24 protein-coding genes are annotated in these 20,852 nt (G+C 73.8%); 13 read left to right on the forward strand and 11 right to left on the reverse strand.

All coding sequences use genetic code 11. The features are described from left to right. The first annotated feature begins 250 nt into the window (after positions 1 to 250). Entirely contained in the window at positions 251 to 1,252 is a 1,002-nt protein-coding gene (locus ACFYYT_RS00110) for an EamA family transporter (protein WP_351828461.1), read from the forward strand. Here the strand turns inward: ACFYYT_RS00110 and ACFYYT_RS00115 are convergent. Next, positions 1,234 to 1,899: a pyridoxamine 5'-phosphate oxidase family protein gene (locus ACFYYT_RS00115; protein WP_351828458.1), complete on the reverse strand. Its 666-nt coding sequence runs from the start codon at positions 1,897 to 1,899 to the stop codon at positions 1,234 to 1,236. The genes ACFYYT_RS00110 and ACFYYT_RS00115 overlap by 19 nt on opposite strands. A 37-nt stretch (positions 1,900 to 1,936) precedes the next feature. On the opposite strand from ACFYYT_RS00115, the gene ACFYYT_RS00120 reads away from it, so the two are divergent. Then, positions 1,937 to 3,268 carry an aminotransferase class I/II-fold pyridoxal phosphate-dependent enzyme gene (locus ACFYYT_RS00120; RefSeq protein WP_351828455.1) on the forward strand — a complete coding sequence of 444 codons (1,332 nt, stop codon included), beginning with the start codon at positions 1,937 to 1,939 and terminating at the stop codon, positions 3,266 to 3,268. 21 nt (positions 3,269 to 3,289) lie between these two features. Here the strand turns inward: ACFYYT_RS00120 and ACFYYT_RS00125 are convergent, their stop codons facing one another. Beyond that, on the reverse strand, positions 3,290 to 4,261 hold the full coding sequence (locus tag ACFYYT_RS00125) for a DMT family transporter (protein ID WP_351828452.1): 972 nt from the start codon (positions 4,259 to 4,261) through the stop codon (positions 3,290 to 3,292). A gap of 73 nt (positions 4,262 to 4,334) precedes the next feature. On the opposite strand from ACFYYT_RS00125, the gene ACFYYT_RS00130 reads away from it, so the two are divergent. Continuing rightward, the gene (locus ACFYYT_RS00130) at positions 4,335 to 5,240 is read left to right on the forward strand and encodes a LysR substrate-binding domain-containing protein (RefSeq protein WP_351828449.1); all 906 of its coding nucleotides are present in this window, start codon (positions 4,335 to 4,337) and stop codon (positions 5,238 to 5,240) included. Positions 5,241 to 5,370: 130 nt separating this feature from the next. On the opposite strand, the gene ACFYYT_RS00135 is transcribed toward ACFYYT_RS00130, so the two are convergent. Beyond that, positions 5,371 to 5,859 carry a pyridoxamine 5'-phosphate oxidase family protein gene (locus ACFYYT_RS00135; RefSeq protein ID WP_351827571.1) on the reverse strand — a complete coding sequence of 163 codons (489 nt, stop codon included), beginning with the start codon at positions 5,857 to 5,859 and terminating at the stop codon, positions 5,371 to 5,373. Between the two features lie 76 nt (positions 5,860 to 5,935). On the opposite strand from ACFYYT_RS00135, the gene ACFYYT_RS00140 reads away from it, so the two are divergent. After that, positions 5,936 to 6,550, forward strand: coding sequence for a cysteine hydrolase (locus tag ACFYYT_RS00140; protein ID WP_351827568.1), 615 nt, complete (start codon positions 5,936 to 5,938; stop codon positions 6,548 to 6,550). 11 nt (positions 6,551 to 6,561) lie between these two features. On the opposite strand, the gene ACFYYT_RS00145 is transcribed toward ACFYYT_RS00140, so the two are convergent. Next, entirely contained in the window at positions 6,562 to 7,473 is a 912-nt protein-coding gene (locus ACFYYT_RS00145; protein WP_351827565.1) for a DUF72 domain-containing protein, read from the reverse strand. 168 nt (positions 7,474 to 7,641) lie between these two features. Here ACFYYT_RS00145 and ACFYYT_RS00150 point away from each other — a divergent pair, with 168 nt between their 5' ends. The 7 genes from ACFYYT_RS00150 to ACFYYT_RS00180 all read left to right on the forward strand — a co-directional run bounded on the left by ACFYYT_RS00150 (position 7,642) and on the right by ACFYYT_RS00180 (position 13,686). Next, complete coding sequence (locus ACFYYT_RS00150) at positions 7,642 to 8,487, forward strand: HipA family kinase (protein WP_351827562.1); 846 nt, start codon at positions 7,642 to 7,644, stop codon at positions 8,485 to 8,487. Next, on the forward strand, positions 8,484 to 8,867 hold the full coding sequence (locus tag ACFYYT_RS00155) for a DUF3037 domain-containing protein (protein WP_351827559.1): 384 nt from the start codon (positions 8,484 to 8,486) through the stop codon (positions 8,865 to 8,867). The genes ACFYYT_RS00150 and ACFYYT_RS00155 overlap by 4 nt, the downstream gene beginning before the upstream one ends. A gap of 173 nt (positions 8,868 to 9,040) precedes the next feature. After that, on the forward strand, positions 9,041 to 9,802 hold the full coding sequence (gene fabG, locus ACFYYT_RS00160) for a 3-oxoacyl-ACP reductase FabG (RefSeq protein WP_351827556.1): 762 nt from the start codon (positions 9,041 to 9,043) through the stop codon (positions 9,800 to 9,802). Between the two features lie 28 nt (positions 9,803 to 9,830). Further along, positions 9,831 to 10,592, forward strand: coding sequence for an SDR family oxidoreductase (locus ACFYYT_RS00165; RefSeq protein ID WP_351827553.1), 762 nt, complete (start codon positions 9,831 to 9,833; stop codon positions 10,590 to 10,592). A gap of 152 nt (positions 10,593 to 10,744) precedes the next feature. After that, the gene (locus tag ACFYYT_RS00170; RefSeq protein ID WP_351827551.1) at positions 10,745 to 12,328 is read left to right on the forward strand and encodes an ABC transporter substrate-binding protein; all 1,584 of its coding nucleotides are present in this window, start codon (positions 10,745 to 10,747) and stop codon (positions 12,326 to 12,328) included. A gap of 99 nt (positions 12,329 to 12,427) precedes the next feature. Then, entirely contained in the window at positions 12,428 to 13,096 is a 669-nt protein-coding gene (locus tag ACFYYT_RS00175; RefSeq protein ID WP_351827582.1) for a uracil-DNA glycosylase, read from the forward strand. A gap of 131 nt (positions 13,097 to 13,227) precedes the next feature. Beyond that, a complete protein-coding gene (locus ACFYYT_RS00180) occupies positions 13,228 to 13,686 on the forward strand; it encodes a hypothetical protein (RefSeq protein WP_385364897.1) in 459 nt (152 codons plus the stop codon). 23 nt (positions 13,687 to 13,709) lie between these two features. Here the strand turns inward: ACFYYT_RS00180 and ACFYYT_RS00185 are convergent, their stop codons facing one another. Beyond that, positions 13,710 to 14,240, reverse strand: a complete 531-nt coding sequence (locus ACFYYT_RS00185; protein WP_351827548.1) for a hypothetical protein — start codon at positions 14,238 to 14,240, stop codon at positions 13,710 to 13,712. Positions 14,241 to 14,337: 97 nt separating this feature from the next. Continuing rightward, entirely contained in the window at positions 14,338 to 14,859 is a 522-nt protein-coding gene (locus ACFYYT_RS00190; RefSeq protein WP_351827546.1) for a DinB family protein, read from the reverse strand. 85 nt (positions 14,860 to 14,944) lie between these two features. Here ACFYYT_RS00190 and ACFYYT_RS00195 point away from each other — a divergent pair, with 85 nt between their 5' ends. Then, complete coding sequence (locus tag ACFYYT_RS00195; protein WP_351827543.1) at positions 14,945 to 15,865, forward strand: Gfo/Idh/MocA family oxidoreductase; 921 nt, start codon at positions 14,945 to 14,947, stop codon at positions 15,863 to 15,865. Here ACFYYT_RS00195 and lnt read toward each other — a convergent pair. The 5 genes from lnt to ACFYYT_RS00220 all read right to left on the reverse strand — a co-directional run bounded on the left by lnt (position 15,795) and on the right by ACFYYT_RS00220 (position 19,899). Continuing rightward, positions 15,795 to 17,357 (reverse strand): apolipoprotein N-acyltransferase, encoded by a 1,563-nt coding sequence (gene lnt, locus ACFYYT_RS00200; RefSeq protein WP_351827541.1) that lies wholly within the window; start codon positions 17,355 to 17,357, stop codon positions 15,795 to 15,797. The two genes, ACFYYT_RS00195 and lnt, sit on opposite strands and share 71 nt — an antisense overlap. Before the next feature lie 42 nt (positions 17,358 to 17,399). Then, positions 17,400 to 17,870, reverse strand: coding sequence for a nuclear transport factor 2 family protein (locus tag ACFYYT_RS00205; protein ID WP_351827539.1), 471 nt, complete (start codon positions 17,868 to 17,870; stop codon positions 17,400 to 17,402). A gap of 85 nt (positions 17,871 to 17,955) precedes the next feature. After that, positions 17,956 to 18,132, reverse strand: a complete 177-nt coding sequence (locus ACFYYT_RS00210; protein WP_351827536.1) for a hypothetical protein — start codon at positions 18,130 to 18,132, stop codon at positions 17,956 to 17,958. Positions 18,133 to 18,243: 111 nt separating this feature from the next. After that, complete coding sequence (locus tag ACFYYT_RS00215; RefSeq protein ID WP_351827533.1) at positions 18,244 to 19,122, reverse strand: undecaprenyl-diphosphate phosphatase; 879 nt, start codon at positions 19,120 to 19,122, stop codon at positions 18,244 to 18,246. 48 nt (positions 19,123 to 19,170) lie between these two features. Beyond that, a complete protein-coding gene (locus ACFYYT_RS00220) occupies positions 19,171 to 19,899 on the reverse strand; it encodes a VTT domain-containing protein (RefSeq protein WP_351827530.1) in 729 nt (242 codons plus the stop codon). Between the two features lie 49 nt (positions 19,900 to 19,948). Here ACFYYT_RS00220 and ACFYYT_RS00225 point away from each other — a divergent pair, with 49 nt between their 5' ends. Further along, positions 19,949 to 20,665 carry a DNA alkylation repair protein gene (locus ACFYYT_RS00225; RefSeq protein ID WP_351827527.1) on the forward strand — a complete coding sequence of 239 codons (717 nt, stop codon included), beginning with the start codon at positions 19,949 to 19,951 and terminating at the stop codon, positions 20,663 to 20,665. Positions 20,666 to 20,852 lie beyond the last annotated feature (187 nt).

Genomic DNA, 20,852 nt, shown 5'->3' on the forward strand with positions numbered 1-20,852 from the left:
GCGCGGGCGGGGCAGGGGGGCAGGGGGGCCGGGTGGGCCGGGCGGGCCGGGCGGGCCGGGGCTTGGTCCGGCGCGGGAGCAGCCCGTAGGGTGCTGTGCATGCCGTCGACCGTGCTTCCGCCTCCCGCCGCCTAGCGCGGGCGGCCACCACTCGTACGAGGATCCCGCCCGGGAGTTCCCGGGCCGGTTCGCGCTGCCCGCGAAGCGATGACCTGCTTCCCTCATCCTTCACGCATGCGCGGAGACACACGTGTCGAACCATTCGCCCGCAGCCGGGCGCAGTCTGCTGTACCTCGTCGTCGCCGGAGCCGCCTGGGGCACCGCCGGGGCGGCCGCCTCCCTCCTCTTCCTGGCCAGTGACCTCGGCCCGATCGCCCTGTCGTTCTGGCGGTGCGCGGGCGGGCTGGTGGTGCTGCTGGGGGTGCTCGCCGTACGCCGTCCCGCGCGGGTGCGGGCGCGGCGGCCCTCGGCGCGCTCGCTGATCGGGACGGGGCTGATGTTCACCCTGTTCCAGGCCGCCTACTTCGCCGCCGTGCGCGACACCGGCCTGGCGGTCGGCACCGTGGTCACGCTGGGGGCGGGCCCCGTGCTGATCGCGCTGGGCGGCCGGTACTGGATGGGCGAACGGCTGGGGCGGGGCGGGGTGGCCGCCGTCGTCGGGGCGCTGGCCGGGCTGGCCGTGCTGGTGCTCGGTTCCGGAGGCGGCGAGGTGCGGCCGGCCGGGGTCGGCTGGGCACTGCTGTCGGCCGCCGGGTACGCGGCGATGACCCTGCGGGCGCGCTGGCTGGGCCGGCGCGGGGCCGGCGGGGACCCGCTGGTCACCACCGCCTGGTCGGTGGGGGTGGGCACGGTGTGCCTGCTGCCGCTCGCCCTGCTGGAGGGGCTGCTGCCGCATGCCGCCGACTGGGGCCGGGTGCTCTGGCTGCTGGTCTACGTCGCCACCGTGCCGACGGCGCTGGCGTACGCGCTGTACTTCACCGGCGCCGCGGCGGTGCGGGCCGCGACGGTGTCGGTGATCATGCTGATCGAGCCGGTCAGCGCGGCGGTGATCGCCGTCGGGCTGCTCGGTGAGCGGCTGACCGGGCCGGTGGTGCTGGGCACCGTACTGCTGCTGTCGGCGGTGGGCGCGCTGATCGTGGCCGAGGCGCGCGGTGCCGGGGCCGGGGACGGGGCCGGGGCCGGGGAGGGGGGCGAGGGCGGTGCCGGGCCGGTGGCCGGGCCCGCCCCGCGGCCTCAGAGCGCGGTGAGGTAGTCCGGGGCCGGGACGCCGGGGGCCAGGTCGGCGGCCGGGACGGGGGTCCCGTACGCCGGCGCGACCGGGACGACGCCCGCCCAGAACGGCAGGCCCAGGTCCTCGGCGTCGTCGTTGGGGCCGCCCGTGCGGATCTTCGCCGAGACCTCGGTCAGATCCAGGCGGATCACGGCCGTCGCCGCGAGCTCCCTGGCGTTGGCGGGCCGCGAGTCGGCCGAGCGGCCCGGGACGACCTGGTCGACCAGGGCGTCCAGCGCCATGCGGCGCTCGTCCTCGTCGGTGACCTGGTGGGCGGTGCCGTGGACGACCACCGAGCGGTAGTTCATCGAGTGGTGGAACGCGGACCGGGCCAGGACCAGCCCGTCGACGTGCGTCACCGTGAGGCAGACCGGCAGGCCCGGGTCCGTCTGGCCGGCCGCCAGCAGCGGGCGCGAGCCGGTCGAGCCGTGGACGTAGAGGGTCTCGCCCACCCGGCCGAAGAGGGTGGGCAGGACCACCGGCGCGCCGTCGCGGACGAACCCGAGGTGGCAGACGTAGGCCTGGTCGAGTATCGAGTGCACCGTCTCGCGGTCGTAGCTCGCCCGCTGGCGGGCGCGGCTCGGGACGGTGCGGTCGGTGGGCGCGTAGGCGGCGGGCGTGGCGGTCATGGTGCGGACTCCGTTGTACTAGTGCATAATGAGGTTTGTGCTAGAAGAGTATCGGATCACAGGCCGTCGTGCATCGGATATCGCGGCGAGCGTGGAGTCGGGGGTCGGATCCGGCGCGCTCGCGCCCGGGTTCCTGCTCCCTCCCATGCGGGAGCTGGCCGGGGAGCTGGGCGTCAACCCCAACACCGTCGCCGCCGCGTACCGGACGCTGCGCGAGCGCGGGGTCATCGAGACGGACGGCCGGCGCGGCAGCCGGGTGCGGGCCCGCCCGGCGACGGCCCCGCGCGACTCGCTGCGGATCCCCGTCCCCGAAGGCGTACGGGACCTCACGCAGGGCAATCCCGACGTCTCGCTGCTGCCGTCGCTGGACGGGGCGCTGGCCGCCGCCGCCCGGCGGTACGCGCAGGCGCCGACCCTCTACGGACAGGACCCGGTGCTCCCGGACCTCGCCCGGCTGGCCCGGGCCGGCCTTGAGGCCGACGGGGTCCCGGCCGGGCCCGTGGCCGTGACCTCCGGGGCGCTGGACGGCATCGAGCGGGTGCTGGCCGCCCACCTGAGGCCCGGAGACGCGGTCGCCGTCGAGGACCCGGGCTGGGGGGCGCTGCTGGATCTGGCGCCCGCACTGGGGCTGAAGGTGCTCCCGGTGGCCGTCGACGACGAGGGGCCGGTGCCGGCGGCGGTGGCCCGGGCGCTGGCCGACGGGGCGCGGGCCCTGGTGGTGACGGCCCGCGCGCAGAACCCGACGGGGGCCGCCGTCGGCGCGCAGCGGGCCCGGGAACTGCGGGCTTTGCTCGCCGCCCACCCCGGGGTGCTGCTCATCGAGGACGACCACGGGCACGGCATCGTCGACCTGCCGCTGTGTCCGCTGGGCGGGGTGACCCGGCACTGGGCGCTGGTCCGCTCCACGGCCAAGGCGTACGGGCCCGACCTGCGGGTCGCGGTGCTCACCGGCGACGCGGTGACCCTGGACCGGGTCCGGGGCCGCCAGCGGCTGGGGCCGGGCTGGGTCAGCCGGCTGCTCCAGTACGCGGTGGTGGAGCTGTGGAGCTCCGGCGCCGTGGACCCGCGGGCGGTGGCGCGCGCGTACGGGCTGCGCCGGGACGGGCTGATCACGGCGCTCGCGGAGCGGGGCGTACGGGCGCACGGGCGCAGCGGAATGAACGTCTGGCTGCCCGTCGCCGACGAGACGGCGGCCGTCACGAGGCTGCTGGCGGCCGGGTGGGCGGTGTCGGCGGGGGCCCGGTACCGGGTGGAGGCCGGGCCCGGCGTGCGGATCACCGTCTCCGGGCTGTCTCCGGCGGAGGTCGTCCCGCTGGCCGACGCGGTGGCCGCCGCGGCCCGGCCGTCCTTTGGCGGCCGCTTCGACTGACGGGCCTGCCTTCGGGAGGCCTCAGGCGGCCCGGCGGGGGCGGGACTGGGTGAGGGCCGCGCCGGCCAGGACGACGGCCGCGCCGACCGGGGTGTTCCAGTGCAGCTGTTCGCCGAGGACCAGGACCCCGGCGGCCGTCGCGATCACCGGGATGAAGTAGGTCACCATCTGTGCGGTGGTCGGTCCGATCTCCGTCACCAGCCCGTACTGCATCTGCAGGGCCATCCCCGTGCCGAGCGCGCCCAGGGCGGCCACCGCGAGGGTCGGCCACAGCGGGAAGGCGGCCGGGGCCGGGGTGAACAGGGCGCTCACGGCCGCCAGCTGGAGCGTGGACACCATGAGCTGCGCCCCCGTCAGGGCCACCGGGGAGCCCGGGGTGCCCGCCAGGGTGCGGCGGACGTAGATCCAGCCGATCGGGTAGCAGAGCGAGGCGAGCAGGGCCAGGGCGGTGCCCTTGCCGTCGATGCCCGCGAAGCCCTGCCAGGCGCCGAGGACGGTCAGGACCCCGAGGAAGCCCAGCCCGAGGCCCGCGAAGCGGCGCCGGGTCGGGCGGTCCTCGGAGAGCGCGACCAGGGAGAGCGCCATGCCCCACAGCGGGGAGGAGGCGTTGCAGATCCCGGCGAGGCTGGAGGGGATGGTCTGCTCGGCGTACGCGAAGAGCGAGAAGGGGGCCGTGTTCAGCAGCAGCGCCGCCACCGTGAGGTGCCCCCAGGTCCGCCGGCCCCGGGGCAGGCGTTCGCGCCGCACCAGCAGGACGGCCAGCAGGGCCAGCGCGCCGAAGAAGACCCGGCCCAGGGCGACCTGGAAGGGTGCGAACGCCTCCGTGCCCACCTTGATCAGGAGGAAGCTGAAGCCCCAGACCACCGAGAGGAGGGCGAAGCGCAGCCGCCAGTCCAGGGTGCCGGCGCCGTTCTTGGGCCCGGTGCGGGGCGTCGTGGCGGGCGGGGCGGGTGTGGGGGAGGGGGCCCGGCGGGGAGTGGTGGGTGCGCTCATGCGCTCACTGTGCGCCGGATGATCTCGTAGGACAAGCGAGACTTCCTCCGGCCGACCGCGTAGCATCGCTTACATGTTGAACCTGGAGCGGCTGCGCACCCTCGATGCCCTCGCCCGGCACGGCTCGGTCAGCGGCGCGGCCGACGGCCTCCACGTCACCACGTCCGCCGTCTCCCAGCAAATGGCCAAGCTGGAACGGGAGGTGGGCCAGCCGCTGCTGGCCAAGAACGGCCGCGGGGTCCGCCTCACCGACGCCGGACGGCTGCTCGCCGGTCATGCGGCCCGGATCATCTCGCAGGTGGAGCTGGCCCAGGCCGATGTCGAGGCGCAGCGCGGCTGCGCGGTCGGCGAGCTGCGGATCGGCGCCTTCCCGACGGCGATGCGCGGGCTGCTGCCGGGGGCGCTGACCGGCCTGCGCGCGGACCATCCCGAACTGCGGGTCATGGTGCGGGAGCAGGAGCCCGAGGAGGCCATGCTGGCGGTCGTGCGCGGGGACCTCGACATGGCCCTGGCCATCGACTGGCACAACAAGCGGATGCCGGTGCCCGCCGAGCTGACCCGCGCCCACCTGCTGGACGACGCGGCCGACGTCGCGGTTCCGGCCGGCCATCCGCTGGCGGACCGCGAGCGGAGCTCGCTGGCCGACTTCGCCGCCGACGACTGGATCTCCTGGAACGAGGGCCAGTTCTGCCACGAGTGGCTGGTCTTCACCCTGCGCGGCACCGGCGTCGAGCCGCGCATCGCGCACATCGCCGAGGAGCACCACACCCAGCTGGCCTTCGTGGAAGCCGGGCTGGGCGTGTGCGTGACGCCCCGGCTGGGGCGCGGGCCGGTGCCGCCGGGGGTCAGGCTGCTGCCCGTGAGCGATGCCGTACGCCGCCACGTGTACGCCGTCTGGCGCTCGGACGCGGGCCGCCGCCCCTCCATCCGGGCCGCCGTCGAGGCCCTGCACGCGGCCGCGGCCGCCGTGGAGGCGTAGGCCGGGGCGGGCCCGCCCCGCGCCGCGGCGGGCCTGCCCCGCGCCGCGGCGGGCCTGCCCCGCGCCGCGGCGGGCCTGCCCCGCGCCGCGGCGGGCCTGCCCCGCGCCGCGGCGGGGGCCCCGGGCGGGCTCAGAGCTTGCGGAAGTCCCAGGAGACGATCGCGTCGGGGGTGAGGCGGATCCAGGCGTGCCGGCCGTCGTGCGGCATCTCCTCGATGCCGAAGTTCTTGACCGGGAAGATCCGTTCCGGCTCGGCCAGTTCCGGGCAGGGCTCGCCGGTGCGCGGGGCCTCGCCCACGAACACCGCGGTGCCGGACAGTTCGACCCCGCGCAGCTCGTCGTACGCCTCCCCGGAGTCCACCACCACCGAGATCCGGGGGTCCTTGCGCAGGTCGGACCAGCGGCGGCTGCGCGTGATCGAGTACAGCCACATCGAGGTGCCGTCCCAGGCGAACCACAGGGCCCCCACGTGCGGCCGCCCGTCGGGGGAGACCGTGGCCACCCGGCAGGTGCGCTGCTCGCGCAGGAAGGCGTCCCGTTCCTCGTCCGTCATCATGATGCGGCGGCCGCGCCGCTGCGTCCCGCCCCCAGGTGTCCCGCCCCCAGGTGTCCCGTCCATCGCGCCCACGCCCCTTCACATCTGACTGTGTGTCAGGAATCATGCGGGCTCCGCCGCCACCACGCCAGGGGGAGCCATGCCGGACTTCGATCCCGCCACCACCGCGCTGCTCACCGTCGAATGCCAGAACGGTGTCGTCGGGGAGGAGAGCGCCCTGCCCGAGCTGGCCGAGGAGGCCCGGAAGTCCGGGATGCTGGAGCGGGTGGCCGCGCTCGTCGACGCCGCCCGCGCGGCCGGCGTACAGGTGCTGCACGCCGTCGCCGAGCGCCGGCCGGACGGACTCGGGGCCAGCACCAACGCGCGGCTGTTCCGCGCCGCCGGGAAGCTGCCCGTGCGCCAGCTCAGCGGGAGCCGGGCGGTCGAGATCGCGGCCCCCGTCACCGTCGCCGAGCAGGACCTCGTGGTGCGGCGGCTGCACGGGCTCTCCCCGATGGCGGGCACCGATCTGGACGCGCTGCTGCGCAACCTCGGCGTGCGCACCCTCGTCGTCACCGGGGTCTCCTCGAACATCGCGATCCCGAACACCGTCTTCGACGCGGTGAACCTCGGCTACCAGGTCGTCGTCCCCGCCGACGCCATCGCCGGGGTGCCCGCCTCCTGCACCGCCGAGGTGATCCGCAACTCCCTCGCGCTGGTGGCGGCCGTCACCACCACCGAAGCCCTCCTCGAACAGTGGACCGCCGCGCGCTGATCTCCAGGGCCTCATCGGGGAACACCTGGTCCGCGCACGGTGAAGGCCGCATCGGCCGCCAGCAGTTGCTGCATCGTCTCCGCCGCCCGGACGGACGCGTCGGCACAGCAGTTGTTGAACAACACGTGGACGGAGGCGGCCCGGTCCGCCATGTCCCGCAGCCGCGGCAGCCACTCGGCCAGCTCCGCCTCGGTGTAGGTGTGGCGGTACTTCGCCTCCTTGGCGCCGGGGCCACTGGAACCCCATGCGGGGCTCCGCCCGTGGAAACGCACCACGGCGAGGTCCGGAGAGGTGACGCACGCGACCGGAGGGACGGACGTGGGCAGTCCCTGGGCCGTGTCGACGGCCACGGTCGCGATCGCGTGCCGCGCCAGCAGGGCGGCGGTGGCCGTCCGCCGCTCCTCGCCCCACCACCCCGGATGGCGCAGCTCGACGGCCAGCGGCCAGTCGGCCGCCCGTTCGGCGCACTCCTCCACCACCGCCTCGCCGCGGGCCCCGGGGGTGAGCGAGGCCGGGAACTGGAACAGCAGCGTCCCCAGCCGTCCGGCCTCGCGCAGCGGCGCGAGCGCCCCGCTGAAGCGCTCCCACACTTCCTTGCGGAGTCCGTCGTCGGCCCGCACCCAGGCGCTGCCCCCCGCGGGGCGCAGATCGGCGGGGAGGGCGGCCGTACGGGTCGGCTGGCCGGTGAGCAGGGAGAACGCCTTGACGTCGAACCGGAAGTCCGGCGGGGTCCGTTCGGTCCACAGCCGGCTGTTGCGGGCACTCGGCAGCCCGTAGTAGGTGGAGTCGACCTCCACGACGGGAAAGCGGGTGGCGTAGTGCCTCAGCCGCCCCTCCGCGTCCCGCCGCCCCGCCGGGTACCAGCCGCCGGCGACCAGCGCCGGATCCGTCCATGAACACGCGCCCACCGATACGTCACCCATGCGTCGTCGTATGCCCCGCCCTGCCGCCGGCACCGGGGAGTCCGTCCGCGCCGGCCCCCTCGTCCATGAGCCTGGCGGACCGAGGCCGGCGTGATGCGGGGCGCCGGGCCGTCGCCGTTCGGGAAAAACCTTGGATCGTGACGCGCGTCTGCCCGCTAGCCTGGGAAAATGCTCACAGAAGTGATCGCGACCCGCTACGTCACGCCCCTGCGTGAGGGCGGCTCGCTCCCGGGAATCGTCGAAGCCGACGATCTCGGTACCTACGTCATGAAGTTCACCGGCGCCGGCCAGGGCCGCAAGACCCTGGTCGCCGAAGTCATCTGCGGGCGCCTCGCCCAGCGGTTGGGCCTGCGGGTCCCGCGGCTGGTGCAGATGCAGCTCGACCCCGTCATCGGACTCGGCGAGCCCGACCAGGAGGTCCAGGAGCTGCTCAAGGCCAGCGGTGGGCTCAACCTGGGCATGGACTACCTGCCCGGCTCGATCGGCTTCGATCCGCTCGCCTACCAGGCGGACCCGGCCGAGGCGGGCCGCGTGGTCTGGTTCGACGCCCTGATCAACAACGTCGACCGGTCCTGGCGCAATCCGAACATGCTGGTCTGGCACGGCGACCTGTGGCTCATCGACCACGGCGCCACGATGATCTGGCATCACAACTGGCCCACCGCCCAGGCGGCCTCCGCCAAGCCCTACAACGCCTCCGACCACGTCCTGGCCCCCGTGGGCCCCGACATCGCCGCGGCCGCGGCCGCGCTCGCGCCGCTGGTCACCGAGGAGCTGCTCACCGAGGTCACCGCGGACGTGCCCGACGAGTGGCTGGTCGACGAGCCCGGCTTCGACTCCACCGACGCGGTGCGCCGCGCCTACGTGGAGGCGCTGCTCCCGCGCGCCGCGACGATCCACGAGCGGATCACCATGGAGGCCGAGGTCCGGCCGCGGTCGGGCCCGCCCGGCTGGCTCGCCGAGCGCCTCGCCCCCCAGCCCCACACGACCAAGAAGAAGAGCGGCGACGAGTGACCGAGCGGGACGTCTTCGAATACGCGCTGGTGCGCGTGGTGCCCCGGATGGAGCGCGGCGAGTGCTTCAACGCCGGCGTCATCGTCTACTGCCGCGCGCACGGGTACGTCGCCGCGCGCACCCACCTCGACGAGGCGAAGCTCGCCGCGCTGGACCCGGGGGCCGACGTGGCCGGGATCCGGGCGGCGCTGCGCGGGGTCGAGGGACTCTGCGCGGGCGGCGAGACGGCCGGGCAGGCGGCCGGCGACGACCCCGGCCGGCGGTTCCGCTGGCTGATCGCGCCCCGCAGCACGGTGGTGCAGCCCGGTCCGGTGCACACCGGCCTGACCGCCGACCCGGCGGCGGAGACGCGGCGGCTCTTCGACCTCCTGGTCCGCTGACCGGACGGCCCTCGTCGCGGAGCCCCCGGGCGTTGCCCGGGGGCTCCCGTGCGCCACGGACGGCATGCTGGCGTTGACACCCGCTGCCGGGGCTCCTAGCGTCTCCTCAGCTGAAGCTACTAAGCGGTTGCTCACCTCTGGGCGGCCGTCTCTCAAGGGCGAGGAGATCCAGCATGTCCACCACCGAGCAGCGCGTAGCGATCGTCACCGGGGCGGCCCGGGGCATCGGCGCCGCCACCGCCGTGCGCCTGGCCGCCGAGGGCCGTGCGGTCGCCGTACTCGATCTCGACGAGGCGGCCTGCAAGGACACCGTGGAGGCGATCACCGCGGCCGGCGGCAAGGCCCTGGCGGTCGGCTGCGACGTCTCCGACAGCGCCCAGGTGGAGGCGGCCGTCGAGCGGGTGGCGAGCACGCTCGGCGCCCCGACGATCCTGGTCAACAACGCCGGCGTGCTCCGGGACAACCTGCTCTTCAAGATGAGCGACACCGACTGGGACACGGTCATGAACGTGCACCTGCGGGGCGCGTTCCTGATGGCGCGGGCCTGCCAGAAGTACATGGTGGAGGCCAAGTTCGGCCGCGTCGTGAACCTCTCCAGCAGCTCGGCGCTGGGCAACCGCGGCCAGGCCAACTACGCCGCCGCCAAGGCGGGGCTCCAGGGCTTCACCAAGACCCTGGCCATCGAGCTCGGCAAGTTCGGCGTCACCGCCAACGCCGTCGCCCCGGGCTTCATCGTGACGGAGATGACCGCCCAGACGGCCGCCCGGGTGGGCATGGGCTTCGAGGAGTTCCAGGCCGCCGCCGCCACCCAGATCCCCGTCCAGCGCGTCGGGCGCCCCGACGACATCGCCAACGCCATCGCGTTCTTCACCGGCGAGGCCGCGGGCTTCGTCTCCGGCCAGGTCATGTACGTGGCCGGCGGCCCGCTCAACTGACCCGTCCACGAGAGGCAGGGCGTACGGCATGACGTACAACGGCATCGACAGCGGCAAGGTCGCGCTGATCACCGGCGCGAGCCGGGGCATCGGCCACGGCATCGCCGAGGCGCTGGTGGCCCGGGGCGACCGGGTCTGCATCACCGGGCGCAACGAGGACGCGCTCAAGGAGGCCGTCGAGCGGCTCGGCGCGGACCGGGTGATCGGCGTGGCGGGCAAGGCGCACGACGAGGCCCACCAGGCCGTCGCCGTGGAGCGGACGATGGAGGCCTTCGGCCGCGTCGACTTCCTGGTGAACAACGCCGGGACCAACCCGGTCTTCGGGCCCATCGCGGACCTGGACCTCGGCGTGGCGCGGAAGGTCTTCGAGACCAACGTGATCTCGGCCCTGGGCTTCGCCCAGCGGACCTGGCACGCCTGGCAGAAGGACAACGGCGGGGCGATCGTGAACATCGCCTCCATCGCCGGTGTCTCCGCCTCGCCCTTCATCGGGGCGTACGGGATGAGCAAGGCCGCGATGATCAATCTCACCCTCCAGCTCGCCCACGAGATGGCCCCCCGGGTGCGGGTGAACGCCATCGCCCCGGCCGTGGTCAAGACCAAGTTCGCGCAGGCGCTCTACGAGGGCCGGGAGCAGGAGGCCGCGGCCGCCTATCCGCTGGGCCGGCTCGGCCTCCCGGAGGACATCGGGGGCGCCGCCGCATTCCTCACATCTGCACAAGCGGAATGGGTAACTGGACAAACTCTCGTCGTCGACGGGGGAATGTTCCTCAATGCCGGAGTGCACTGACCGATAACCGGACGCATTTGCCTCCCGAAGGGAGGCAAATGCGTATCGAATACGCACGTAATCGGTCAAGTGCCTCACGAAACCTGCCCATTGGATTTGTGACGCACTGAGGTAGGGTCTGCCGCACCCCTGGCTGATCGAGGAGCGTGCACGTGTTCAACCGGACCAGATGCCTGCAGATCACTGCGGCCCTTGCGTCCATATCCCTGCTCGCCGGATGCAGTCTGTTCTCCGACGACAGCGGTGACAAGACGAAGAGGATCGTCGTCGGCACGACCAGCGCCCCGAGCACCCTCGATCCCGCGGCGGCCTGGGACGGCTCCTGGGAGCTGTACCGGAACATCTACCAGACGCTGCTGGCGTTCCCCACCGGCAGCACCAAGCCCCAGCCGGACGCGGCCCAGAGCTGCGACTTCACCGACTCGGCGAACGAGTCCTACCGCTGCACCCTGCGCAAGGGCCTGAAGTTCTCCAACGGCGAGCCGCTGGACTCCAAGGCGGTCAAGCACTCCCTCGACCGGATCAAGACGATCAACTCCCAGGTCGGCCCCAAGGGCCTCTTCGCCTCCCTGGAGAAGATCGAGACGCCGGACCCGCTCACGGTCGTCTTCCACCTGAACACCCCCGACGCGACCTTCCCCTTCGTGCTCGGCTCCCCGGCCGCCTCGCTGGTCCCGCCGAAGGAGTACCCGGCCAACAAGGTGCGCTCCGACGGCAAGGCCACCGGCTCCGGCCCCTACGTCCTCACCTCCTACGAGGAGAACTCCGAGGCCGTCCTCGGCCGCAACAGCAGCTACCAGGGCTTCGCCAACCGCCGCAACGACGGTGTGACCATCCGCTACTTCGCGAAGTCCGACGCGATGGTCGCGGCCCTGAAGTCCAAGGAGATCGACGCGACCTACCGAGGCCTCTCGGCCCCGGAGATCAAGGACCTGCAGAGCACGGCCTCGCACAACGCGGGCGTCCAGGTCGTCGAGAACGTCGGCGCCGAGATCCGCTACCTGGTCTTCAACCCCAAGGACCCGCAGGTCGCCAAGCTCCCGGTGCGCCAGGCCATCGCCCAGGTCGTCGACCGCGGGGCCCTCGTCACCAAGGTCTACCAGGGCACCGCCGAGCCGCTGTACTCGATGGTCCCCAAGGGGGTCGTCGGCCACAAGACGCCCTTCTACGACCTCTACGGCCAGCCCGACGTCGCCAAGGCCAAGAAGCTCCTCACCGCGGCCAACATCCCCGTGCCGGTGGACCTGACGTTCTGGTACACCACGGACCGCTACGGCGGCTCCACGGCGGACGAGTTCACCGAGCTCAAGCGGCAGCTGGACGAGAGCGGCCTCTTCAGGATCACCCTGCGCAACAAGCCCTGGAAGGACTTCCAGGTCGGCTACAAGAACGGCGAGTACCCCGTCTTCGGCCGCGGCTGGTTCCCCGACTTCCCGGACCCGGACAACTTCATCGCGCCGTTCGTCGGCAAGGACAACGCGGTCGGCACCCCGTACGAGCCCGCCGAGATCCTCAACGACCTGCTGCCCAAGTCCCGCCGCGAGGGCGACCGGTCGGCCGGCGTCAAGGAGTTCGAGACGGCGCAGCAGATCTTCGCCCAGGACGTCCGGCTGCTGCCGCTGTGGCAGGGCAAGCTGTACGTCGGCGCGCGCGAGGACATCGCCGGCGCCGAGCGGGCGCTGGACCCGCAGACCGCCATGCAGATGTGGGAGCTGTACCGCAAGATCAGCTGGTGACGCCCGCGGGCGGTGCCCGGGCCACGGCGTTGTCAGTGGCCCCCGGTAGGTTCTGAGCAGTTGCACGAACTTGTACCGGAGGTTGTCGACGTGACCCAGATGCTGCCCGAGTCCTGGCTCCCCGTTCTCGGCGGGGAGCTGGACCAGCCCTACTTCAGGGAACTCACCGAGTTCGTCGAGAAGGAGCGGGCGAACGGGCCCGTCTACCCGCCCCGGGAGCAGGTCTTCGCCGCCCTGGAGGCCACGCCGTTCGACCGCGTGAAGGTGCTGGTCCTCGGCCAGGACCCGTACCACGGCGCGGGCCAGGGACACGGCCTGTGCTTCTCCGTGCAGCCCGGGGTCAAGACCCCGCCCTCGCTGCGCAACATCTACAAGGAGATGAAGGAGGAGCTGGGCCTGCCGGTCCCGGACAACGGGTACCTGATGCCGTGGGCCCGCCAGGGCGTCCTGCTCCTCAACGCCGTCCTCACCGTCCGCGAGGCCGAGCCCAACTCGCACAAGGCCAAGGGCTGGGAGAAGTTCACCGACGCGGTGATCCGCGCGGTGTCAGAGCGCCCCGACCCGGTCGTCTTCGTCCTCTGGGGCGCCTACGCCCAGAAGAAGATCCCGCTGATCGACGGGGAACGGCACGTCATCGTCAAGGGCGCCCACCCCTCGCCGCTCTCGGCGAAGAAGTTCTTCGGCTCCCGCCCCTTCACCCAGATCAACGAGGCCGTCGCCGCCCAGGGCCATGAGCCGATCGACTGGCGGATCCCCGACCTGGGCTGACGCCACACCGCGCCTCGGCGGCAGAGCCGGTGCCTGCGGCTAGCTTCGTGCTGACCGGACCGGAGCGGGTCCGGCGGAACGAGCCGGAGGCCGCGTTGAGGGAGCAGCAGGAGGCGTCGGAGGACGCCGTCATGACCAGGATCGGACAGGCGGTCATCCTGCTGCACGCCGGCGACCGCGAGGAGGCCCGCAACCGGCTCGGCGAGATCTGGTCCGAGATCGGCGCCGACGGGGACTCCCTGCACCGCTGCACCCTCGCGCACTACCTCGCCGACGCCCAGGACGACCCCGCCGACGAACTGGCCTGGGACCTGCGCGCCCTGACCGCCGCCGACGCCTTCGGGGAGGGGCCGCGCGAGGCGGTGCGTGTCTTCTACCCCTCGCTCCACCTCAGCCTCGCCGCCGACTACGTCAAGCTCCGCCGCCCCGATGCCGCCCGGGTGCACCTCGCGCGGGCCCGGGCGGCCACGGTCGCCCTGCCCGACGACGGGTACGGGAACGGGGTACGGGCCGCCATCGCCCGGCTGGAGCGGCGGCTCGCGACGGAACCGGGCCCGGGGCGGCGGCCGTTCCCGGAGCAGTCCCCGTAGCACGCGGACCGGGCCCGCCCGCCTCAGCCGTCCCGGACGCCCGCGCAGATGCGCGCCTCGGGGCTGTCGGGGTGCCAGTGGCCGTGCCGCCGGCCCAGGGCGCACACGTCCGCCGGGCTGACCGGAAGCTGCCGCGCCAGCTCGCGCGGCACCCGGACGTCGTGCCGTGCGGAGTCCGGACGGTCCTGCGCGTGCCGCTGCGGCGGCCGGGCCTCCTCGTGGGGCTCCGGGATGTCCGGGACCGGCGGCACGGCCTCCCCGCGCCCCGAGGGGGTACGCGGGGCGGTGCGCCCCGTGCCCCGGGCCGTGGCCGTCGGCCCCGAGGGCCGCGCCCCCTCCCGCGGCACCGCCGCCAGCGCCTCCAGCGCCGGCGCCTGGACGACCACCGGCAGCGACCCCGGCGCGCCGCGCGGCTCGTACTGGGGCGGCAGCCCGGCCGAGGGGGCCGTCGCGGGCCGCCCCGGCGCGGGGGCCACGTTCACGCAGCCCGAGACGGCGGAGACGGCACAGGCGGCGCCGAGGAGCAGTTTCGCGGAGGTTCGGGTGGGAAGCACCCGCGCAACTCTGCTGTGCGAGGACCCCGTTGCGAAAATCCTGCGCCGATATTCACCCCGCACGGGTGACGGCCGGGCGGTGTCCGCAGGACACCGCCTACTCGCCGGTGGCGCCGTCGATGTGCTCCCGCAGCAGGTCCGCGTGCCCGTTGTGGCGCGCGTACTCCTCGATCATGTGGGTGTAGATCCAGCGGAGGCTGAACACCTCGCCGCGGTGGTGGCTCGCGGCGTCCGACACCGCGTCGAGGGAGCGGCCCGCGGCCGCCTTCCGGGCCAGCTCGACCTCCGTGCGCCACACCTGCTCGGAGGAGGCCCAGGTCTCGGCTCCGGTGAAGTGGAAGTCCCCGTCGCGGTCCTCGCTCGTGCTGTACAGATCGGGCAGGTCCGCGCCGAGGGAGATCTCCCGGAACCAGTACCGCTCCACCTCCGCCATGTGCCGGACGAGGCCCATCAGGCTCAGTCCGGAGGGTGCGAGCGGGGTGCGGCGCAGCTGTTCCTCCGTCAGCCCGGAACACTTCCAGGCGAGGGTGGCGCGGTGGTAGTCGAGCCAGCCGTCCAGCATGTCCCGCTCGTTCGCGGTGGTGGAGGGTTCGAGGCGGTGTGATCCGTCGGAAGTCATGGCCGCCATCCTCGCCCGAACGCTGCCCCTCCCACCAGGGATTAAGCTGCCGGTGTCCCGTCCGGCACAGATCAGGAGGCACCCGGTGAAGGTCGGCGTCATCGGACTCGGCGACATCGCCCAGAAGGCGTACCTGCCCGTCCTCACCACCCGCCCCGGCGTGGAACTGCACCTGCAGACCCGCACCCCGGCCACGCTGGAGCGGATCGGCGCGCTCCACCACATCCCCGCCGAGCGCCGCCACACCACGCTGGACGCACTTCTCGCGCAGGGCCTGGACGCCGCCTTCGTGCACGCGCCGACCGCCGCCCACCCCGAGATCGTGGCCCGGCTGCTTCAGGCGGGCGTGCCGACGTACGTGGACAAGCCGCTGGCCTACGAGTTCGCCGACTCGCGGCGCCTGGTGGAGCTGGCCGAGGAGCGCGGGGTCGCGCTCTGCGTCGGCTTCAACCGCCGGCACGCGCCCGGCTACGCGCAGTGCGCCGAGCACCCGCGCGAGCTGATCGTCCTGCAGAAGAACCGGGTGGGCCTCCCCGAGGACCCGCGCACGCTCGTCCTCGACGACTTCATCCACGTCGTCGACACCCTGCGGTTCCTGCTGCCCGGCGAGGCCGACCACATCGACGTGCGGGCCGTGGTGCGCGAGGGGCTGATGCACCAGGTGGTGCTCCAGATGTCCGGTGACGGTTTCACCGCCCTCGGCATCATGAACCGGCTCTCCGGGTCCACCGAGGAGGTGCTGGAGGTCTCCGGCCAGGACTCCAAGCGTCAGGTCGTCAACCTCGCCGAGGTCATCGACCACAAGGGCCAGCCGACGCTGCGGCGGCGCGGGGACTGGGTGCCGGTGGCCCGCCAGCGCGGGATCGAGCAGGTCGTCGACACCTTCCTGGAGGCCGTGGCGGCCGGCCAGGTGCTCAGCGCCCGGGACGCACTGCTCACCCACGAACTGTGCGAGCGGGTGGTGCTGACCGCTCTGGAGCAGGCATCGGCGGCCTCGCCCGCCTGACGGTCCGCCCCCACCGGAGCGCGCAGTACGCGGCGAGCGCGGCCACCGAGGCGCCGCCCGGCCAGTTGCCGAAGCGGACGAAGGGGGTGGTCCCCCGGGCGAGGGGGACCTCGTACACGGCCGCCGTCCGCTCCCGCGTGGACAGCGGCCGGCCGATCCGCTCGCCGGACGGGCCGTACACCGCGCTGACCCCGGTGAGGGTGGCGTGCACCATCGGGCGGCCGGTCTCGGCGGCGCGCAGGGCCGCCAGCGAGGCGTGCTGGGCCGGGGCCCAGCTCTGCTGGAACGAGGACGTCGAGGACTGGGCGACCAGCACCGCGGCCCCCTCCCGGGTCAGTTCGCGGCTCATGTCGGGGAAGGCCGACTCGAAGCACACCAGCGGCCCGAGCCGGCCGCCGCCGGGCAGCTCCATGATCACCGGGCCCGCGCCGCGCACCCGGTCCTCGCCGGCCGCCTTGCCGACCGAGGTGGCCCAGCCCAGCACCGCGCGGGCCGGTACGTACTCCCCGAAGGGCACCAGCCGCGTCTTGTCGTACCGGTCGCCGGTGGGACCCTGCGGGCCGATCAGGACGGAACTCTTGTATATCCCGGGCCGGTCCGAGCGCCGCGCGTCCACGTTGACCAGCAGCGGGGCGCCGGTGTCGGCGGACAGGCCGGCCAGCCGGCGCGCGAGGTCGGGCCGCGCCGCCAGGTCCGCGCCGACGCTGCTCTCGCCCCACACCACCAGGTCCACCCGCTGCCCCACCAGCGCCCGCGTCAGCCGTTCCTGGGCGTCGAACCGCCGCTGCGCGCCGTCGCCCGGGAGCGGGCCGTCCGCCACCGGACCCGGCTGGACCACGGCCACCCGCAGCACGCCCGCGGGCTCAGGGCGCGGCAGCCACAGCCACACCACCCCCGTCAGCACCGCGCAGCCCGCGACGGACGCCACCGCCGGGACCCGCGCCCGGGGCGCCGCGACCAGCAGAACCAGCGCGCAGTTCACCGCCACCACCAGCAGGCTCACCAGCCACACCCCGCCCACCGAAGCGAGCCGCAGCACCGGCGCCACCTGCCACTGGCTGGCCCCGAGCAGCCCCCACGGCCCGCCCAGCCCCTGCCAGGACCGGGCCAGCTCCGAGAGCAGCCACCCCGCCGGTACGAGGACCAGCGCGGCTCCCGCCCGGCCCCGGCCCGGCGCCCCGCCGAGCAGCTCCCGTACCAGCAGGGCCCAGGGGATCCAGAGCAGCCCCAGCAGCGCGGCCAGCGGCACCAGGAACACGTGCAGGCTCGGCAGCAGCCAGTGGTGCACCGCCACGATGAAGCCCGCGCCGCCGAGCCAGCCCTCCAGGGCCGCCCGGCGCCCGGTGGGGGCGGAGCGCAGCAGCAGCATCCAGGGCACGAGGGCGACGTAGGCGAACCACCACAGGGCCGGGGCGGGGAAGGCCAGGCAGGGCAGCGCTCCGGCGGCCACCGCGGCCGCCGCACGCCACCACCGGATCCGATTCGTGACCAAGACGCGCCTCCCTCTCCAGTGTGGGACCCCCTGCCCCGTCCTTCACGCCGTCATGTGCCGCCACTTCTCCTGCACGGTGACCCGGGTCAGGCGCCAGCCGTCGGGAGTGCGGGCCAGCGCGAAGGCGTAGCGGCCGGCGGCGACGAAGTTGGGGGCGGTCGGGGCTGCGTCGGAGCGCCCGTCCGCCAGCAGCATGGGGTTGAGGAAGTCCGCCCGGACCCGTGCCGTGTCGCCGGGGGCGCCGCCCGGGTCCTCGTCCAGCCGGATCAGCCGGTTGACGATCAGGTGCTGGCGCACCGGGAAGAGCGTCATGGTCCGCTCCAGCCAGTCCGCGACCTCCCCGGCCGGCCCCTCGACGCCGCCCGCCGAGGTGTAGTCGGCCCGTCCGGAGGGGGTGAAGAGGGCGCGGTAGGCGGCCCAGTCGCCGTCGTCGACGGCCGCCGCGTACCCCGAGACCACCTCGTCGACGGCCAGCCGGTCCATTACCGTCGCGAGGTCCACGCGCTGCGTCATCGGGACAGTGTGGGGCTGCGGGGCCGCGAGGCCAAGGGGCGTGCGGACACGGGGCGTGCGGCGGCCGGATCGCGCACGGGGGCCGTCAGCGACCGCAATGGGCCTCCCGCTGGCGGACCACCACCAGGAACGCATCGCTGTCGAGGTCCATCACCACCTCCGCCGGGACGCCCTCGCGCATCCGCTGGGCGGCGTACTCCTCGGCGGGCCAGCTGCCCCTCGGGCTTCCGGCCGGAAAACGTTCAAGTACCACACGGCTCATGCGGGACACCCCCTGCTGCTTCGTCTTGCTCCAGTCACAACGACGCGGAGGCCGCCCGGGAACGTTCCCGAGCGGCCTCCGGTTCACGCGAAGCGGTGAGCGAGAGCCCCGTCAAGAACCCGACTCGCCGGCGTGGGGGCTGAGCACACCCGCGCCGATCAGGGCGAACAGCACGATGCCGAGGAGGATGCGGTAGATCACGAAGGGCATGAAGCTCTTGGTGGAAATGAACTTCATGAACCAGGCGATCACGGCGTAGCCGACGAAGAAGGCGATGACCGTCGCGAAGATCGTCGGGCCCCAGGTGATGTGCCCGGGGGTCTCGATGACGTCCTTGATCTCGAAGGCGCCCGAGGCCAGGACGGCCGGGATCGCGAGGAGGAAGGAGTAACGGGCCGCGGCCTCGCGGGTGAAGCCCAGCAGTAGACCGCCGGAGATCGTCGCGCCGGAGCGGGAGACGCCCGGGATCAGGGCCATGGCCTGGCAGGCACCGAAGATCAGGCCGTCCTTGACGCCCAGTTCCTTCAGCGTCTTGCGCTGGTGGACCACCCGGTGGCGGCCGCCTTCCGCGTCGCGCGAGGCCTGCCAGTCGGCGAAGCCGAGGACCAGGCCCATCACGATGAGGGTGGTGGCGGTCAGCCGCAGGTCACGGGCGGGGCCCTCGATCTGGTCCTTGAACAGCAGGCCCAGCACGCCGATCGGCAGGGAGCCGACGATGACCAGCCAGCCCATCTTGGCGTCCTGCTCGGAGCGCAGCGCCTTGGTGAACAGCGAGCGGAACCAGGTGGAGACGATCCGCGCGATGTCCTTGCGGAAGTAGATGAGGACGGCGGCCTCGGTGCCTATCTGCGTGATGGCCGTGAAGGCCGCACCGGGGTCGTGCCAGCCGGCGAACGCCGCGGTCAGCCGCAGGTGGGCACTGGAGGAGATCGGGAGGAACTCCGTAAGCCCCTGGACGAGACCGAGGATTAGGGATTCGAACCAGCTCATGTCGGGGTGCGCTCGTCCTTGTGATCGTCGGGCAGTTCGGGTCCGATGCTAGGGCCCGTGGGGAGCGGCCGTGACCACAGGGGGGTGCCCAGCCGGGGGCCGGTCCGCCGGCCGGTCCGCGGGGGAGGGCGCGAGCCGGTGCCGCTTGCGCCAGGCGACGGCGGCGGCGAGCACCGCGGACAGGCCGATGAAGCCGGCCGAGACGAGGAACGCGGGCGATCCGGGGGAGGCCGCGCTGGCCCCCGCGATCACGTACGCGGCGGTGTTGGGGACCGTGCCGAGCGCCGTCGCGAGGAGGAACGGCAGCCAGCCGCAACGGGAGACCGCCGCCAGGTAGTTGGCCGCCGCGAACGGCACTCCGGGGAAGACGCGCACCGCGAGCACCGACCGGAACCCGTGCCGGCTGAGCTGTTCGTCGCCCGCCCGCAGCCAGCGTCCCCGCAGGTACGGGCGCAACGCGTCCTGGCCCAGGGCCCGTCCCAGGCCGAAGGCGATGGCGGCCCCCAGGACCGTCCCGCCGAGGGCCGCCACCAGCCCGAACGCGGCGCCGAACACCGCGCCGGCGGCCAGGTTGAGCAGGGGGCGCGGTACGAACGCCGCCGTGCACAGTCCGTACGCACCCGCGAACAGCAGCACCCCCGTGCCGAGCGGCAGCTCCGGGGGCCAGCCCTGGGAGAGCAGCCGCTGGGGCTCGTAGCGCACGACGCACACCCCGGCGCCGGCCAGCAGCACGACGAGCAGCGAGAGCCGGGTGCGCGGCGCGAGGAGGAGGGACATTCCGGGAGACTAGCCGAGATGTCCGGCGCCCGGCCGTAATCTGGGCCTCATGCGGCCGAACACCCGACGCCCCCCGGGCATCCCGCACAGCGCCCTCGCGGACCTCCTCCTGGAGCGGCTCACCGCCGCGTACGGGGCCGCCGCGGACCCGGCGCAGGCCGCGCCCATGGCCGCGTACATGAAGGACGTCGCCCCCTTCCTAGGGATCCGCACCCCGCTGCGGCGTCAACTGTCCGCGGCCGTGACGAAGGACACTCCGCGCCCCACGGAAACGGACTGCGCGGCGCTCGCGCTGCGCTGCTGGGAGCTCGCGGAACGTGAGTACCGGTACTTCGCCGTGGACTACCTGCGCCGGCACGTCCCGTGCTGCTCCTCCGGTTTCCTGCCGGTGGTCCGGCACCTGATCGTCACGCAGCCGTGGTGGGACACCGTGGACCTGCTCGCCGCGCACACGGTCGGCCCGCTGGTGGCCGCCGACCCGGAGCTGACGGCGGTCATAGACGCCTGGATCGGGGACGAGGACCGCTGGCTGGTCCGCGCCGCGCTGCTGCACCAGCTCGCCTGCAAGTCCGCCACCGACGCCGGGCGGCTGTTCGCGTACTGCCGCCGGCAGGCGGGGCATCCCGACTTCTTCGTCCGCAAGGCCATCGGCTGGGCCCTGCGCGAGTACGCCAAGACCGACCCGGGCGCCGTCCGCGCCTTCGTCGCCTCCGCGGGGGACCTGCTGTCACCGCTGTCGGCGCGCGAGGCCCTCAAGAACCTCTGAGGGGACGGGCGTCGGGCGCCCGGCACGCGGAAAACCGTTCGACGCCCGCGCGCCCGTCCGGCAGGATCGGCCCCATGTTCCGGCACGCCTTCCCCACAGCACCGTCCGCAGTCGCGGACGCGCCGAAGGCTGCCGTCCTCTCCGTCCTCTCCGTCCGCGTTCCCGGCCTTCCCGCCGCCCCCGCCTT

Origin of the sequence: Streptomyces sp. NPDC002032 (genome assembly GCF_042890765.1) — a bacterium.
GTDB lineage: Bacteria > Actinomycetota > Actinomycetes > Streptomycetales > Streptomycetaceae > Streptomyces.

Coding starts and splice junctions, on each gene's coding strand:
- ACFYYT_RS00145 (WP_351827565.1), bottom strand. CDS start 7,473: ATGGGTGACGTATCGGTGGGCGCGTGTTCATGGACGGATCCGGCGCTG.
- ACFYYT_RS00150 (WP_351827562.1), top strand. CDS start 7,642: ATGCTCACAGAAGTGATCGCGACCCGCTACGTCACGCCCCTGCGTGAG.
- ACFYYT_RS00125 (WP_351828452.1), bottom strand. CDS start 4,261: ATGAGCGCACCCACCACTCCCCGCCGGGCCCCCTCCCCCACACCCGCC.
- ACFYYT_RS00190 (WP_351827546.1), bottom strand. CDS start 14,859: ATGACTTCCGACGGATCACACCGCCTCGAACCCTCCACCACCGCGAAC.
- ACFYYT_RS00205 (WP_351827539.1), bottom strand. CDS start 17,870: ATGACGCAGCGCGTGGACCTCGCGACGGTAATGGACCGGCTGGCCGTC.
- ACFYYT_RS00225 (WP_351827527.1), top strand. CDS start 19,949: ATGCGGCCGAACACCCGACGCCCCCCGGGCATCCCGCACAGCGCCCTC.
- ACFYYT_RS00220 (WP_351827530.1), bottom strand. CDS start 19,899: ATGTCCCTCCTCCTCGCGCCGCGCACCCGGCTCTCGCTGCTCGTCGTG.
- ACFYYT_RS00215 (WP_351827533.1), bottom strand. CDS start 19,122: ATGAGCTGGTTCGAATCCCTAATCCTCGGTCTCGTCCAGGGGCTTACG.
- ACFYYT_RS00140 (WP_351827568.1), top strand. CDS start 5,936: ATGCCGGACTTCGATCCCGCCACCACCGCGCTGCTCACCGTCGAATGC.
- ACFYYT_RS00130 (WP_351828449.1), top strand. CDS start 4,335: ATGTTGAACCTGGAGCGGCTGCGCACCCTCGATGCCCTCGCCCGGCAC.
- ACFYYT_RS00115 (WP_351828458.1), bottom strand. CDS start 1,899: ATGACCGCCACGCCCGCCGCCTACGCGCCCACCGACCGCACCGTCCCG.
- ACFYYT_RS00210 (WP_351827536.1), bottom strand. CDS start 18,132: ATGAGCCGTGTGGTACTTGAACGTTTTCCGGCCGGAAGCCCGAGGGGC.
- ACFYYT_RS00165 (WP_351827553.1), top strand. CDS start 9,831: ATGACGTACAACGGCATCGACAGCGGCAAGGTCGCGCTGATCACCGGC.
- ACFYYT_RS00135 (WP_351827571.1), bottom strand. CDS start 5,859: ATGGACGGGACACCTGGGGGCGGGACACCTGGGGGCGGGACGCAGCGG.
- ACFYYT_RS00175 (WP_351827582.1), top strand. CDS start 12,428: ATGCTGCCCGAGTCCTGGCTCCCCGTTCTCGGCGGGGAGCTGGACCAG.
- fabG (WP_351827556.1), top strand. CDS start 9,041: ATGTCCACCACCGAGCAGCGCGTAGCGATCGTCACCGGGGCGGCCCGG.
- ACFYYT_RS00180 (WP_385364897.1), top strand. CDS start 13,228: ATGACCAGGATCGGACAGGCGGTCATCCTGCTGCACGCCGGCGACCGC.